At 42.5% G+C, this 14,546-nt stretch carries 17 protein-coding genes and 1 riboswitch; of the genes, 16 read left to right on the top strand and 1 reads right to left on the bottom strand.

All coding sequences use genetic code 11. The features are described 5' to 3' along the window. Positions 1 to 12: 12 nt before the first annotated feature. From J7I80_RS08355 to J7I80_RS08370, 4 genes are all read left to right on the top strand, one after another. A complete protein-coding gene (locus J7I80_RS08355; RefSeq protein WP_214737467.1) occupies positions 13 to 924 on the top strand; it encodes an ABC transporter ATP-binding protein in 912 nt (303 codons plus the stop codon). After that, positions 917 to 1,897, top strand: coding sequence for an ABC transporter permease (locus J7I80_RS08360; protein WP_214737469.1), 981 nt, complete (start codon positions 917 to 919; stop codon positions 1,895 to 1,897). Before J7I80_RS08355 ends, J7I80_RS08360 begins: the two co-directional genes overlap by 8 nt. A gap of 290 nt (positions 1,898 to 2,187) precedes the next feature. Further along, positions 2,188 to 2,352, top strand: a complete 165-nt coding sequence (locus J7I80_RS08365; RefSeq protein WP_214737471.1) for a Fe3+ hydroxamate ABC transporter substrate-binding protein — start codon at positions 2,188 to 2,190, stop codon at positions 2,350 to 2,352. Between the two features lie 12 nt (positions 2,353 to 2,364). Beyond that, entirely contained in the window at positions 2,365 to 2,541 is a 177-nt protein-coding gene (locus J7I80_RS08370) for a hypothetical protein (RefSeq protein ID WP_214737473.1), read from the top strand. Between the two features lie 37 nt (positions 2,542 to 2,578). Here the strand turns inward: J7I80_RS08370 and J7I80_RS08375 are convergent, their stop codons facing one another. Further along, complete coding sequence (locus J7I80_RS08375; RefSeq protein ID WP_214737475.1) at positions 2,579 to 3,991, bottom strand: LysM peptidoglycan-binding domain-containing protein; 1,413 nt, start codon at positions 3,989 to 3,991, stop codon at positions 2,579 to 2,581. 166 nt (positions 3,992 to 4,157) lie between these two features. Here J7I80_RS08375 and J7I80_RS08380 point away from each other — a divergent pair, with 166 nt between their 5' ends. The 12 genes from J7I80_RS08380 to J7I80_RS08435 all read left to right on the top strand — a co-directional run bounded on the left by J7I80_RS08380 (position 4,158) and on the right by J7I80_RS08435 (position 14,479). Beyond that, positions 4,158 to 4,526 carry a hypothetical protein gene (locus tag J7I80_RS08380; RefSeq protein ID WP_214737477.1) on the top strand — a complete coding sequence of 123 codons (369 nt, stop codon included), beginning with the start codon at positions 4,158 to 4,160 and terminating at the stop codon, positions 4,524 to 4,526. A 104-nt stretch (positions 4,527 to 4,630) separates the two neighbouring features. Beyond that, a complete protein-coding gene (locus J7I80_RS08385; protein ID WP_214737479.1) occupies positions 4,631 to 4,969 on the top strand; it encodes a YolD-like family protein in 339 nt (112 codons plus the stop codon). Positions 4,970 to 5,060: 91 nt separating this feature from the next. Beyond that, on the top strand, positions 5,061 to 5,660 hold the full coding sequence (locus tag J7I80_RS08390; RefSeq protein ID WP_214737481.1) for a DUF7010 family protein: 600 nt from the start codon (positions 5,061 to 5,063) through the stop codon (positions 5,658 to 5,660). Between the two features lie 135 nt (positions 5,661 to 5,795). After that, on the top strand, positions 5,796 to 6,461 hold the full coding sequence (rpiA, locus tag J7I80_RS08395) for a ribose-5-phosphate isomerase RpiA (protein ID WP_214737483.1): 666 nt from the start codon (positions 5,796 to 5,798) through the stop codon (positions 6,459 to 6,461). Positions 6,462 to 6,624: 163 nt separating this feature from the next. Continuing rightward, entirely contained in the window at positions 6,625 to 7,158 is a 534-nt protein-coding gene (locus J7I80_RS08400; protein ID WP_214737485.1) for a cysteine hydrolase family protein, read from the top strand. A 147-nt stretch (positions 7,159 to 7,305) separates the two neighbouring features. Next, on the top strand, positions 7,306 to 8,211 hold the full coding sequence (locus J7I80_RS08405) for a DMT family transporter (RefSeq protein WP_214737535.1): 906 nt from the start codon (positions 7,306 to 7,308) through the stop codon (positions 8,209 to 8,211). Between the two features lie 333 nt (positions 8,212 to 8,544). Then, positions 8,545 to 9,249, top strand: a complete 705-nt coding sequence (locus J7I80_RS08410) for a hypothetical protein (RefSeq protein ID WP_214737487.1) — start codon at positions 8,545 to 8,547, stop codon at positions 9,247 to 9,249. 108 nt (positions 9,250 to 9,357) lie between these two features. After that, a complete protein-coding gene (locus J7I80_RS08415) occupies positions 9,358 to 10,020 on the top strand; it encodes a sigma-70 family RNA polymerase sigma factor (RefSeq protein ID WP_214737489.1) in 663 nt (220 codons plus the stop codon). Positions 10,021 to 10,040: 20 nt separating this feature from the next. After that, complete coding sequence (gene clpP / locus J7I80_RS08420) at positions 10,041 to 10,622, top strand: ATP-dependent Clp endopeptidase proteolytic subunit ClpP (RefSeq protein WP_102262435.1); 582 nt, start codon at positions 10,041 to 10,043, stop codon at positions 10,620 to 10,622. A 311-nt stretch (positions 10,623 to 10,933) separates the two neighbouring features. Further along, a complete protein-coding gene (locus tag J7I80_RS08425) occupies positions 10,934 to 12,115 on the top strand; it encodes an LL-diaminopimelate aminotransferase (protein WP_214737491.1) in 1,182 nt (393 codons plus the stop codon). Positions 12,116 to 12,197: 82 nt separating this feature from the next. Further along, positions 12,198 to 12,303, top strand: a riboswitch (SAM riboswitch). A 142-nt stretch (positions 12,304 to 12,445) separates the two neighbouring features. Then, on the top strand, positions 12,446 to 13,495 hold the full coding sequence (locus J7I80_RS08430) for an LLM class flavin-dependent oxidoreductase (RefSeq protein ID WP_214737493.1): 1,050 nt from the start codon (positions 12,446 to 12,448) through the stop codon (positions 13,493 to 13,495). A 30-nt stretch (positions 13,496 to 13,525) separates the two neighbouring features. Then, positions 13,526 to 14,479: an ATP-grasp domain-containing protein gene (locus J7I80_RS08435; protein ID WP_214737495.1), complete on the top strand. Its 954-nt coding sequence runs from the start codon at positions 13,526 to 13,528 to the stop codon at positions 14,477 to 14,479. Positions 14,480 to 14,546: the final 67 nt, after the last annotated feature.

The raw sequence follows: 14,546 nt of genomic DNA on the forward strand, positions 1-14,546 counted from the left end.
GGGGGGAGAACGATGAGTGAAATCACGCTGTCTGTAAAAGGGCTGAGAAAGACGATTGGCAAAAAAGAGATCATTAAAGGGATCGATTTTGATTTAAGACGAGGCGAGGTCTTTGGGTTCCTTGGTCCGAACGGTGCTGGCAAAACGACAACAATCCGTATGCTTGTGGGATTGATCAAGCCAAGTTCCGGGACAATCGAAATTGGCGGTTACAATGTCAGGAAGAATTTTACGAAAGCAATGGAGCAGATGGGCTGTATCGTGGAAAACCCTGAGCTCTACTCTTACCTGACGGGCTGGGAGAATCTTGAGCATTTTGCGAGGATGCTTCCCGAAATGGACCGCGAGCATATGAATTATGTGGTGGAACTGGTGCGGTTGAATGAACGGATTCATGATCGTGTCAGTACGTATTCGCTTGGGATGCGGCAGCGTCTTGGGATTGCCCAGGCTTTGCTGGGAAAGCCAAAGGTATTGATTCTGGACGAGCCGACGAATGGACTGGATCCGATGGGGATAAGGGAGATGAGGAACTTTATCAGATATTTGGCTGAAGAAGAAGGATTGACTGTCCTTGTATCAAGCCATCTTCTGAGCGAAATCCAGCTGATGTGTGATCGGGTCGCGATTATTTCAAAGGGTTCCGTTATCAAAGTGGACTATGTTGAAAATCTTTTGGCGTTACAGGAGAAGGTCATCTGGTTTGCGGAACCTCGTGATACTGCGAAAGAGATTTTGAATGGAGTGACGACGGTAACGGATGGAGCAGATGGAGCTTTGGTTACTCCTTATTTAGAAAATGAAAGTGCTAAATGGAACCGAATGCTGGTGGAAAAAGGGGTCCAGGTAAATGAAATGAACAGGAAATTGCCTGCTCTTGAAGATCTTTTCCTTGAACTGACTGGAGGTGAGTCGATTGATTAACCTCGTCAGGAATGAAATGCTGAAGATTGTTCGCAAAAAAAGAATCCTGATAGTGGCTGGAATCATCGCTGTGTTGGTTGCACTTTTTACATATTCTCAATACAGGGAAATTGAAAGAAGGCTTGAACGGTTTGGGGATGTTGATTGGCGGACGACTCTGCAGCAGCAAATCATTGATACTCAAAACCGGATTACGAGCAGCGGAATCTCAGATGAGTGGAAAAGCGAACTCCAGCTACGCATTCAGCAGCAGCAATACTATCTTGATAACAATGTGAATCCGATGGAGCCTGGTGCGCCAAGCTTTGCGCGTGTTTTCGCAGAGCACTCGATTAACTTGTTCCTGCCATTGATGATTATGGTGGTGGCAGCTGATATTGTTTCCTCCGAACGGAGCGCAGGAACGGTGAAATTACTGTTGACAAGGCCGGTGAAGCGCTGGAAGATTCTGATGAGCAAGTACATCACTCTGATTCTATCCGTTTCGATCATTGTCGTGTTGTTTGGGGTGCTGTCCTATTTGATATCAGGCCTCATTTTTGGGTATCAAGGCTGGACTGCTCCCGTTATAACCGGATTCAGCGTGGAAGGAAATGAACTGAATACGAATGCGATTCAGATGATTCCCCAGTGGCAATACCTATTAATGGAGTTCAGCCTTGTGTGGTTTGTGGCGCTGATTGTCGGGACAATCACATTCATGCTCTCAGTTCTGATACGGAATACGCCAGCCGGAATGGGCGTTATGCTCGCTGCGCTGATTTCCGGAGCGATCCTTAGCAATATGGTCTCATCCTGGGAGTCAGCAAAATACTTGTTCATGATCAATTTGAATCTAACAGGTTACCTTTCTGGTCAGGCACCGCCAATTGAAGGAATGACACTGGGTTTTTCTCTTGTCGTGCTGGCTCTTTGGGGATTGGCTGCTTTAATTGTCTCGTTTGTTGTGTTTATTAGGCAGGATATATATTAAGTTTTGAGAATCCTGGCCAGTTTGGTCAGGGTTTTGGTTATTCTATGGTGTTTGGGAATCGTTTCAGCAGATGATCTAACGGTTAGACAGAGTAATTTAACGGTCATCGCAGTTTTTTTAACGGTTAGAGAGAATTTATTAACGGTTGTGGCAATTTTATCAACGGTTAGAGAGAATTTATCGATGGTCGAAATAATTTTATCAACGGTTGACATGTTGTATTTCAGTACCAATAAAAAGGTTGAAACTTTTGATGCTTAAAAAACGTATTTAAAACCGAGGTGATGGTCATGTTCAAAATTAGTCCACAGTGCTCGGTATGCGAGAAGGAAATCCAGTCAAATGACGAGATTTACGTAAAAATGAGGTACCCGGAAAAGAAGGGCATGACGGAGATCAAAGCCTTTATCCAGTATCAGGGTAAGATCATTTGCGAAGAGTGCAACAATAAATAGGAGGAACCTGAAATGTTTGTAGAAAAACGGTCAGAAAAGAGAAGGAAGAAGAAGCAGGATGGCAGCTATAATTTTTGGGACTTTGTTTTTGATGTGCTGTTTTGGGTTCCGGAATTGATCCTTCTTCCGTTCCGGCTGGTTTTCTATCTGTTCAGGTTTCTTGCAAGGTCTATATTTGATGGCATATAAAAATCCTGCGATCCCGGAATCGCAGGATTTTTCATATTTATAGTTTCCTCACCCGAAAGTTATTGTGCAGCACTGGCCAGTTTTGGGGAAATGCTGGCCCTAGGGTCCAGAAGCTGACACCACGCAAACCATATTCTTTTACTGTATTATATTTCGCCTGAACACTTCTTGCGTCTTCGAACCAGACTTCGTGCTGTTGTCCGTCTGCATCGGTGTAGCGGAAAAATGGTGATTGATAGGTAGTATCGAATTGAATATTGACGCCCTGTTGTGCTGCTAGATCCACTGCTCCTTTTGGGCTGACTGTTCGAGCATAGGTTCCTTGCACCCACGGTATTCGCCAGTCCCTTCCGTAGAGAGGCACGCCCATCAGGATTTTATCACGAGGGATGGCTGTTACGGCATAGTCCAGAACTTTTCTTACTTCGCTGATCGGTGCGATAGCCCATGGCCTGCCGCCGGACCAGCCCCATTCATATGTCATAATCACGACAAAATCAACTATTTCTCCGTGCGCTTCGTAATCATGCGCTTCATACAGCAGACCTTGCTGACCTGCACTTTGCTTTGGAGCCAGTGCAGTTGAAACAGTATACCCTTCAGGATGCAAGCGCCCAACGGCTTTTCGTAAAAAGTTGTTATAGTTTTCACGGTCTTCTGGATAGACATATTCAAAATCGATATTCAATCCGGTATAGCCTTTTTCCTTCATTTTAGCGAGGATATTGCTTAACAAAGTATCCTGGACATCTGGATTCCGCAGGATGGCAGCTGCCCGGTCCGAACTGAACGTACCTTCCGCTTCATTCGTAATCGTCAACAATGGTGAGGTGTTGGTCATGTTTGCCGCTTGAAGAACATTTGTATCCTGCAGATTCAGGAGTGATCCATCTTCACCCATCTTATAGGAAAAAGGAGCAAGATAGGTGAATAGGTGTCCGCGTGACAAAACATTTCTTCTGCCTGTCTCATCCATTCTCGTTATATAGGAATTTACTTCAATTAATAGTTTTGGAGGCGCTGGTATTCTTAGTACACTACCCGGATAAATGAGTGAAGGATTCGATATACTGTTAGCTTCTGTGATTTGGTTAATACTTACACCGTATCGCTGGGCAATTGCCCATAAGGTTTCGCCCGAACGAACAGTGTGACTCAAGAATGGCATCTGAAGCATCTGACCGACGAAAATCAGCGAAGGGTCCGCGATATTGTTATAGCCTGCCAGTTCCTGCACAGAGACTCCGTAGCGTGAGGCTATTCCCCACAAATTATCACCCTGCTGGACGATATACTCCCGGTTAGTTTCCGGGATCACAAGGGACTGTCCAACTACTAATACATTAGGATTATCCATCTCATTCGCTAAAATAATCTGGTTCATGGCAGTTTGGTAGCTTTGCGAAATAGCCCACAAAGTGTCACCCGGTCTTACTACATGTATTTTCATTTATAATCATCCTCCAAGTATGGTACCTTTTATGATGATATGCGGGCAAAAGATGTCCTATCTGTAAAACACTTTATTTCAGAATATTTAGAAAAACTGTATAATTATTTAAAAATACCGATATAATAGATAGAAAAAAACTATAAAGATAAAAGGGGAAAATGGTATGGTTACGTACGGCACTTTTTTACTTTTAGTAGAAGAGGCGGAGAAGTTGAACTGCAAGGTGATTTATGACTCTAAGAAAAAAATCAATTTTAATCCAAACATGTCCATAACGATTCCATTATCGACCACGATGGAAAATGTATATGCCTTTGCCCACGAGATTGGCCATTGTATTGATTTTATCAATGACGATCTTGACTATGAAAAATGGCTGAATGACTGGTCTTATCGGATTACGGCTGAAATGAGCGCATGGGTACACGCCTATAAAATACTGAAGAAGCTGAATGTTCCTTTAGACGGATGGAAGGACCACGTAGATTCCAAGCTCTCGACCTATTTTAAATATCATGAAGTGATTGCATAGACTGGCCTAGGCCAGTTTTTTTTATTTAAAATTAAATTTTATATGGTTTACGAACATTTGTTCGGGATATAATAGCTTTAAGTACTCCCGAAAGGATGGTCAGCATGAGAATACGAGACAGAGGAAAAATTAAATTCATGCCTGCACACTTTATGCCTGAGCATCGTGCATTATTGCGCGAACTGGCACGTGACGAACTGCGGCAAGCCAGGCCGCTGCTGGACGAATACGAAATTCAGGAGTTTGAAAATCGGATTTGTTACGCCATGGAATATACATATCCGGTTAAAATTACGAAGTGGGATGATGGATTTACATATGAAGAAAAAGGCCATGTCCATTTTCTTGATCCGATAAGGAAGGAGATCCGGATGGTAATTGAGGATGAAAGTGCAGTAACAATAAAATTTGATGATATTGTCGCTGTGGAGGTAACCAAATAGACTGGAAGAAAATTCTTTTAAAAGAACATTTTGTAATTTATATTTAGGATAGGAGAAGATTACATACTCCTATGAAGGGAGCTATTCGGGTATGAAACAGAATGTTTCTCATTTGAATTTTGAAGAACTTAGGATGGAAATATCAGCAGAGGCTGGCAAAGGGTACCCCATGTTTATCGCAGGAATCATTTTCTGGCTGATGATGGGAGTTGGAGGACTTTTTGTGCCACAACAAATTATGGTTTGGTTTTATCTTTTCGGGATAGGTCTGGTTTTGCCTCTTGGAATCTTGGTTTCAAAAGTCGTACATGTCAATTTTCTGGCAACACATAATCCGCTTTCAACTATTGGCGGGTTAGTGGGTGGAATCCAAATCTTCTTCGCGCCAATCATCATTCTTATAGCATATCAGCAGCCAAATTGGATTCCGTTCGTCGTCGGTGTTTTAACGGGTGCTCATTTCCTGCCCTATGCAGCCATTTACCAAAGCAAGGGTTATATATTCCAAACAGTCGCCACTGTTCTGGCTGCCTCTGTGATCTGTTTCGGCTGGATGGATCAAGCTTATTTACTCATTCCTTTTTCACTCATCATTGTATATTCTATTACGTTATTCTGGTTGATAAAGGAAGCAAAAGTGGTAAAAGAAAAATGGACTGCTGCAGAAAAAGAGAACTCTATCAGTATGTAAGCTTATAAAATGGGAAACCTTAAACGACCAATACCCCTGCATAAGGGTAAGATACCATCCTAATTGTACCCAAAATCAGTACATAACTTTTAATTGTGTAAGCTATTCTATGTTCGAAGGAATGGAGGTGCTAGGATGAATGAGAAAGAACTAGTCGGCTTCAGGGCTGCTGAATACATAAAAGATGGAATGGTCGTTGGACTGGGAACAGGATCAACCGCTTATTATACAATCAAAAAATTGGGAGAGTTAGTGAGAAACGGTCTAAATATTAAAGGGATTCCAACATCTGAACAAACCGCCGCTCTAGCTATGGAGAATGGTATCACGCTTGTGGATTTTAAGGATGTGGAACGGATCGATGTAGCGATTGATGGAGCGGATGAGTTCGACGCTGAGTTGAACTTGATTAAAGGCGGCGGAGGGGCACTGCTAAGGGAGAAAATCATCGCTAATGCTGCTTCTGCCTTTATTGTCATAGCAGATTCATCCAAAGGAGCTAAAAAATTGGGAGACTTTCCGCTGCCGGTTGAGATTGTAACGTTTGGGGCAGAAATGATCTCAAGGAAGATTGCCGAGCTAGGCTGTGAACCGAAATTAAGACTAAGTGGTACCCAGCCATTCATCACTGACAATGGGAATTATATTCTTGACTGCGATTTTAAACAGATTGAATCACCTGAGGAGCTGGAAAAGCAATTGAATATGATTCCGGGCGTGGTTGAGAACGGTTTGTTTGTGAATATGGCAAAAAGGCTGATTACGATCGAAAATGGTGAACTGGTTGAAAAAACAAGGTGAATTTTGAACGGTGCTTCTAAGTTGAAGTACCGTTTTCTCTTTTGGGGAAAGGGGAATTGTATCAGGTTATAGAAATACAATATAGACGATTAATTTTGAATCATTAAGCTTTTGCAAGTGAAAAAGCCGTAAAGAAGCTGAAGAAGATACTGGGGGAATGAGAATGGAAAACAAAGCTTTAGCCATCATTGATGTTCAAAACGCGATGTTCTTGGAAGGAGAAGAAGTTTTCAATGGAAATGAACTGCTGCAAGGTATCAGGGCGCTGATCAAACAGGCACGTTTGGCAAAAATAGCTGTCGTATATGTCCAACATAATGAAACAACCGGATACCCATTGGAAAACGGTACATATGGCTGGGAAATCCATTCTGAAATCAGCCCCCTAGAGGAAGATATAATTATTCAAAAAACCACGCCGGACTCCTTTTTGAAAACATCTTTGGACCAGGAATTAAGAAAAAGGGAAATCGATCACCTCTATCTAGTCGGCATCCAAACAGAGGTTTGTGTGGATACGACTTGCAGAAGTGCATTCAGCAAGGGATATAAAGTTACTTTAGTTTCCGATTTACATAGCACTTGGCCAAGCGCCGAACTAACAGCACAGCAAATCATCAACCATCATAATAAAGCATTGCGCTGGTTTGCAGACGTGAAGTCTAGCGATGAAATTGAATTAAGCCCGAAAGCCTGAGAATGAACACTGAGACCTTCTGAACCTTAAACAGAAGCTTAGAGGGAAAATCCTCTAAGTGCTTTCGAGCTTATCTTAAAGGGAAATCACTTATTAAGCAGAATATAATTTCTGTAAAAGGGAGGGGCCGTATTGGAAAAATCAAAGATTCATCCATTCAAATTCATCGTGCTTGTCATTGTCACTACATTTCTGATGGGCTCTTCTTTTACCGTCGGAAAGATTGGTTTGAACTATGTCTCTCCATTGTTATTGGTTGGCTTAAGGTTCACGATTGCCGGTTTGATCATGGCGGTACTTGTAAGAAAAAGGATTAAGCCGGAAAAGCTCGCTGACTGGGGAAGGATCTTCACGATTGGTTTGATGCAGACGGCAGGGGTCATGGGTTGTATTTTCTTGAGTTTACGTACAATTACTGCGGGCGAGTCCTCGATTTTAACCTTTACCAATCCATTAATGGTAGTAATGATGGGGACAGTTTTTCTTGGGATTCGATACCGGCTCCTTCAATGGATAGGGGCGGTTGTAGGGTTTATTGGTGTATTCATCACATTAGGTTTCCATTTGCAGCTGACAGTTGGTACACTTTTCGGTCTCGGTGCTGCTGTGTTTTGGTCAACCGGGACTATCCTTATTAAACAATGGGGCAGCCGCTTCAATGTCTGGGTATTGACCGCATATCAAATGCTTTTTGGCGGGATTATTTTGATATTGATGGGTGTTACGTTGGAAATTCCTCGTCTGACGTTTAACACGCTTTCAGTTTCGATAATATTATGGTTAGCAATCATGGCATCGATCGCTCAATTTGCTATCTGGTTTTACCTTTTAAATGAAGGTGACCCAGGGAAAACAAGTGCGTTCCTTTTCCTCGCGCCTTTTTTTGGCGTATTAACCGGCTGGGTTCTGCTCGATGAGGTCGTCGAGTGGTATGTGTATGCAGGTGGAGCACTGATTTTTCTTGGGATTTTTATGGTGAACTGGACGTTTAAAAAGGGGACGGCGAATCGTGAGGGTGATATTGACCAAATGGCAAAACCATTAAATGGCTAGGCTGATTACGTACCTTTAATAATAACAATATAAAAAGTAATTAATGCGTATTTATTCTATAACCTCAGGAGAATTGATTATTATGTATACACTTTTCGAAAAATTAAAAAGCTTATTCGGCGGGGTATTTTTCCTTTTTTCTTTTTTCATATGTCTTGCTTCCTCTATATCGTTCTTTATGGAAGGTGACATTCTATATGGTTTAGCCCTCTCTGTGTTAACTCCGTTTTCACTGGGAGTAAGTGTGATGTTTTTATCTGACCTCAGACGAAAAAAGGATGAATCCATTTAGAGTTGCGGTGAGCTGGTCGTGTATATGTTGGCAGTATTTTTTTGAAGATGGCAATTAAAGGGGCATTGATCAGGATGAGAAGAGGCTTCTTATTAATACTGACTATGGTGTTATTGGGTTTTAGCACGATTGAAGTGAAACGTCATGTCCCGCCCGAAGTTATTGAGACCGCAAACGAAAATTATAGGGATTTTCTTTCATTTGCTATAAGCAATGGGAATCCAGAAGACTGGACGATCGGACAGTTTGTTGCCGTAAACCAACTGGTGATTGATAACAAGTTGAATCTCACGATAGAACCTCTCGATGAGTGGGTTGCACCTGTGCTATACAATGGAGTAATCATCAATGCAATGAGTGTGTATAAACCTATAGAGGGAAGATATGTTATTAATGAATATGGCTTTTCAAGATCCTTTTCAGTATCTCTTGAACAGTTAAGAGCGGATGAATACTTTCTAACCAATAGGCAGTTTGATCTTGCGTTAGGATATACTCCATCGAGGGATAGCATCCGTCCATTTGGAGAATACACAGTCAGACTCTTCCAAAAATGGGGAGTCGATGCAGCAGGAATCTCGAAAGATGAGTTTGAAAGATTGATCAAACAGCATTTAAAAGAAAAATATCCTGACCTTTTTCTCGAAAAAGCGTCAGTGTCTAGGTTATATTTGCTGGCTTTAATACCAATAGCTTTAATAATGTTGCTGTTAAGAAAAAAGAAGCAGACTGTAAAAGCTGAATAATTCCTTTCCCAGCATATACTGCAGAAAGAATAAAATAATTTTGAAGGCCGTATCTTTTCTTTCCCTAAATCCGTTTAAGGGGCAGAGAGGTTCAAAGGAGTGAACAGGATGTCGATCGACAAGCTCAGGAGATTGAATACAGCGGAGGATACCGGGGTAATGGACCATTATCATAGTCTAAAGAGATATTGCAGGTTTCTAACGCAGAACAGCTGGGATGGAGATGACCTTGTGCAGGAAGTGTCGCTTAAGGCGATTCGCCAATATGATGCATCCCAGATCAGCTCTGCATTGTTGAAAAGAATTGCTTATAACCATTGGGTTGATACTGTCAGGAAGCACAGCCGCGAGATAACGGGTATCCCGGAAGAACTCGAATCTTTCACTCAAGGCAATGTAATGGATACAGTCGAGTTGGTCATGTCCAAATTGACGCCGAAGCAGGCAGTGATTTTTATCCTGAAGGAAGCATTTCGTTTTCAATCACGGGAAATTGCTGAACTGATGGGGACAACAGAAATGGCTGTAAAAGCAGCACTCCACCGGGCAAGGAAGCGGATCGAACTTGATAAAGGCCTGCGTGAAGTGGCTCAGGAACTGAACGATGAGGAAGAAAAGCTGCTGTCAGACCTGCTTTGCGAATCTCTTCAGTCCGAGGATCCGACTGTGTTGCTTGAAAATATCCAGCAAATCCCGGCACTTGCTCCGTGTTCACCGGAGATGACTTTGCACTCCCGTTCAACTCTCTCTACTTTCAAAATGGCTGCTTAAGCAGGAAAGGGAGGACCAAAGTGAGTACAATTCCTTATGTCATCGAACAATCCAACCGTGGGGAGCGTTCATACGATATATATTCCCGGCTGTTAAAAGACAGGATCATCATGCTTGGAGATGAAATCAATGACCAGGTGGCAAACAGTGTTATTGCTCAGCTTTTATTTCTTGAAGCTGATAATCCTGAAAAGGATATCTCCATCTATATTAATAGTCCTGGAGGTTCAACCACAGCAGGCTTCGCAATTTTTGATACGATGGAATACATCAAACCCGATATCAGCACAATCTGTATTGGAATGGCCGCATCGTTTGGAGCCATGCTGCTGCTTGCTGGAACAAAAGGAAAACGATTTGCCTTGCCTAACAGTGAAATCATGATTCATCAGCCGCTGGGCGGTGCAAGGGGCCAGGCAACGGAGATCGAAATTTCAGCCAAAAGAATTTTGAAGCTGCGAGATCATGTAAATCAGATTATATCCGAGAGAACTGGCCAGCCAGTGGAAAAAATCGAAAAGGATACAGACCGGGATTATTTCATGAGTGCCCAGGAAGCACTTGAATATGGGATCATCGATAAAATCATCACACGAACATAGTGAAGAGCTGCCCAGGGGCAGCTCTTTTTGTTTGATTGTTATAACATGGTTTTTACGGTCTCACATATCGGGTTAACCAAGAATCCCAACTGGTATTAAAAATGACCAAACTGCTATTAACTCCTCGCCAACTGGTATTATCCGAAAAAAAGCTTAATCAGATGCTGGTTAGTGGGCATAGAAGCTCATTTTTATTTTTTTCTAGAACTGAGCAAACGAAACTGCTATAATCGAATTTATATTTTAAAAATTCAGATGAATCAACCTCAACGAAAACATCAGGAATGAATGAACAGTAAAGGGGAATGTCCATGAACATCTACGGATCAGAAAAGATTAGAAAAATGACATCCAGCATCTTTCAGGAAGTGGTTGACCGTAAACAGGCGGCCTTGATGAACGGGAAAGATGTGATTGACCTGAGTATTGGGAGTCCGGATTTTGGACCGCCTTCTTTTGTCATGGAGGAACTTGCTAAATATTCGGTGGATCCGGGGAAGTATGGATACACACTCAAGGGAATTAGTGAGTTTAACGAGGCGGTAAAATATTTTTACCATCAGCGTTATTCGGTTGAACTGGAAGCAGAAAGCGAAGTCCTGCAGCTGATGGGCTCGCAGGATGGACTTGCACATCTTGCAACTGCAATTATTGATCCAGGTGATTATGTACTTGTTCCAGATCCAGGGTATCCAATCTATGAAGCTAGCGTTACCATTGCGGGCGGAACTATTTATCCTATGCCTTTGCGGGAGGAAAATAACTTTTTGCCTCAGCTTAATGAGATTCCTCTAGAAATTTTACAAAAAACAAAAATGATGATCTTGAGCTATCCTGGAAATCCTGTCACTGCACTTGCTGATATCAGCTTTTTTGAACAGGTGGTCGAATTCGCCAAAGTACATAATATCCTGGTCGTACATGATTTCGCTTATTCTGAATTGATTTATGATGGGAACCCGCAAATCAGTTTCTTATCCATACCGGGTGCAAAGGAAGTTGGTGTAGAGTTCAATTCACTCTCAAAAACTTTCAATATGGCAGGCTGCCGCATAGGCTACGTCGCTGGAAACTCACAGGTTATCAATATTCTTGCTTCCTTTAAATCACATATCGATTACGGAATCTTTTACCCAATCCAAAAAGCAGCAATTGCAGCACTTACTTCTGATTATGCTTTCCTGAAGAGTCAGCTCAAGCAGTATGAAGCGCGGCGGGATGCTTTAGTATCAGGGTTTCGGGACAGCGGTTGGGAAGTGGCTAATTCTCCGGCAACGATGTTTGTATGGGCTAAAATTCCTGACGGCTGGAAATCCCGCGATTTTGCCTTCAAGCTAATTGATGAAGAAGGGATTGCCGTCGTTCCTGGTGATGCTTTTGGCAAACAAGGCGAAGGGTATGTCAGAATCGCTATGGTTCAGCCTCCAGAAAGACTAATAGAGGCATCTCAGCGGGTAAATAAATTTCTGTCAGTGTTTCCGGTTGAAATATAAAAATATTTCGATAAACGAATTGACTTTTGTTAGAATTTAGAATATTATCACTTTATTAAACTAAAATTTAATACATGATGTCTTCTTATCAAGAGAGGTGGAGGGAAAGGCCCTGCGAAACCTCGGCAACAGGTTCTGAATGAATACTGTGCCAATTCCTGCGGACAATTTTGTCTGAAAGATGAGAAGAGAGTAATCTATGGCTCTCTTCTTAAAGAAGGGAGCTTTTTGTGTTTAGGAGGCTTATTTTTAAGTCTCTAATGTTTTACCTGTAAAACCAACTTATCGGGTTGGTTAAGTTGAGTTTAAATGAGCAGAGGAGAGATTGTGATGAAGTATGGATTTTGGCTGCCTATATTTGGCGGATGGCTAAGGAATGTAGAGGATGAAAACATGCCGCCTACCTTTGATTATGCAAAGCAGGTGATTCAGTCAGCAGAAGAGTGGGGCTACTCAACCACATTGATTGCCGAATTATATCTGAATGATATTAAAGGCCCTGAGCATAACTCCCTAGAAGCCTGGACAACAGCTGCTGCTTTGGCTTCTATGACTGAAAAAATCGAGATCATGGCTGCTGTAAGGCCAGGTTTCCACAATCCTGCAGTCACAGCAAAGATGGCGGCAAACATAGACCAAATCAGCAGCGGGCGATTTACCCTCAATGTTGTTTCTGCCTGGTGGGAGGAAGAAGCGCGTCAGTACGGCGGGATTTTTACCGAACATGATGAAAGATATGAGCGGACTACGGAGTTCATTGATGTACTCAAGGGACTATGGAGTGAAGATAGCTTCTCTTATGAAGGCAAGTTTTATCAGCTGAAGGATACGAAGCTGTTCCCGAAACCAGTCCAGCGTCCAAATCCAGTTCTATATGCTGGCGGGGAAAGTCCAAAGGGAAAACAGACCATTGTTGAAAAATGTGATGCCTATGTCATGCATGGCGGAACAGTAGAAGAAATTGGACGGAAAATAACAGATATGAAAGACCGCAGAGCTGCTACGTCAAATCCAGCATTGTCGGTGTTCGGAATGGCTGCCTATGTCATTTGCCGCGACACTGAAGAAGAAGCATTTGCGGAATTGGAACGGATCACGACTGTAAAGGAATCAAGTGCCTATGCTGGCTTTAAGGATTTCACAAGCAAATCCCAGCTTGAACAGCAAATCCAGCTTCAGGATTATTCGGTTTCCAACAGGGGGTTACGCCCTAATTTGGTTGGCACTCCTGAACAAATCGCCGAGCGGATTTTACAGTACGAAGATGCCGGTTTAGGATTGCTGTTACTGCAATTCTCTCCGCAGCTCGAAGAAATGGAACGCTTCGCAAAGCAGGTAATGCCGCTTGTTGAGGCAAAAAGAAGCCAGCTGACTGTTTAATAAATTATCTAATCAAGGAGATGAGTAGAAATGAGCAAGGTTTATATCATCCACGAAAATAGTGAGTGGACAATCCACCTAACAAAGCGGCTGAAGGAGCTTGGGATTCCTTTTGAGGAATGGCATCTGGACGAAGGGGTGCTGGATTTATCGAAGGAACCGCCAGAAGGTATTTTTTACAGCAGGATGAGCGCTTCCTCTCACACAAGAGGCCATCGCTTCGCCCCTGAATATACAGCCCAGGTTCTATCATGGCTGGAGAACCACGGCAGAAAGGTATACAACGGATCCCGTGCGCTGGAACTGGAGGTAAGCAAAGTCAAGCAATACCTTGAGCTGGCCAAGCATGGAGTAAGGACTCCGAGAACGATTGCGGCTGTTGGTAAAAAACAGCTATTAGAAGCAGCGATGAAATTTGAAGGGAAATCATTTATAACTAAGCACAATCGAGCAGGAAAGGGACTTGGGGTACAGCTTTTTCAATCGATTGAAGCATTGAAGTCCTATGTTGATGGACCTTCTTTCGAAGAACCGGTTGATGGTGTCACGCTGATTCAGGAATATATCCAATCCCCAGAGAGCAATATTACCAGATGCGAGTTTGTCGGCGGCCAATTTGTTTATGCGGTGAAAGTCGATACTTCGGGAGGCTTTGAATTGTGCCCGGCTGATGCCTGCCAGATTGGAGACCTGTTTTGCCCGGCAGGTGAAGAGGTTGAAGAAAAGCCTAAATTCCAGGTGATTGAAGGCTTTAATGATCCCATTATTGAAAAATACAAGAGAGTACTAGTGGCAAATAATATTCATGTTGCCGGAATTGAATTCATCAGAAACGAGGCAGGTGAAATCTACACTTACGATATCAATACAAATACGAATTATAATTCAGATGCAGAAGCAAAGGCAGGAAAATTTGGCATGCTTGAGCTGGCAAAGTTTTTAGGAGAAGAGCTGGCTGCGGTATATGGGGCAGTGACAAGATAAGCAGGGAATTCTCCTGTTTTTTTGTTTTTTGTAAGTTCAAATGTGTTAATCTATATTTAACAAATAA

Source organism: Bacillus sp. ISL-41 (genome assembly GCF_018613235.1).
Classification (GTDB): Bacteria; Bacillota; Bacilli; order Bacillales; family Cytobacillaceae; genus Mesobacillus.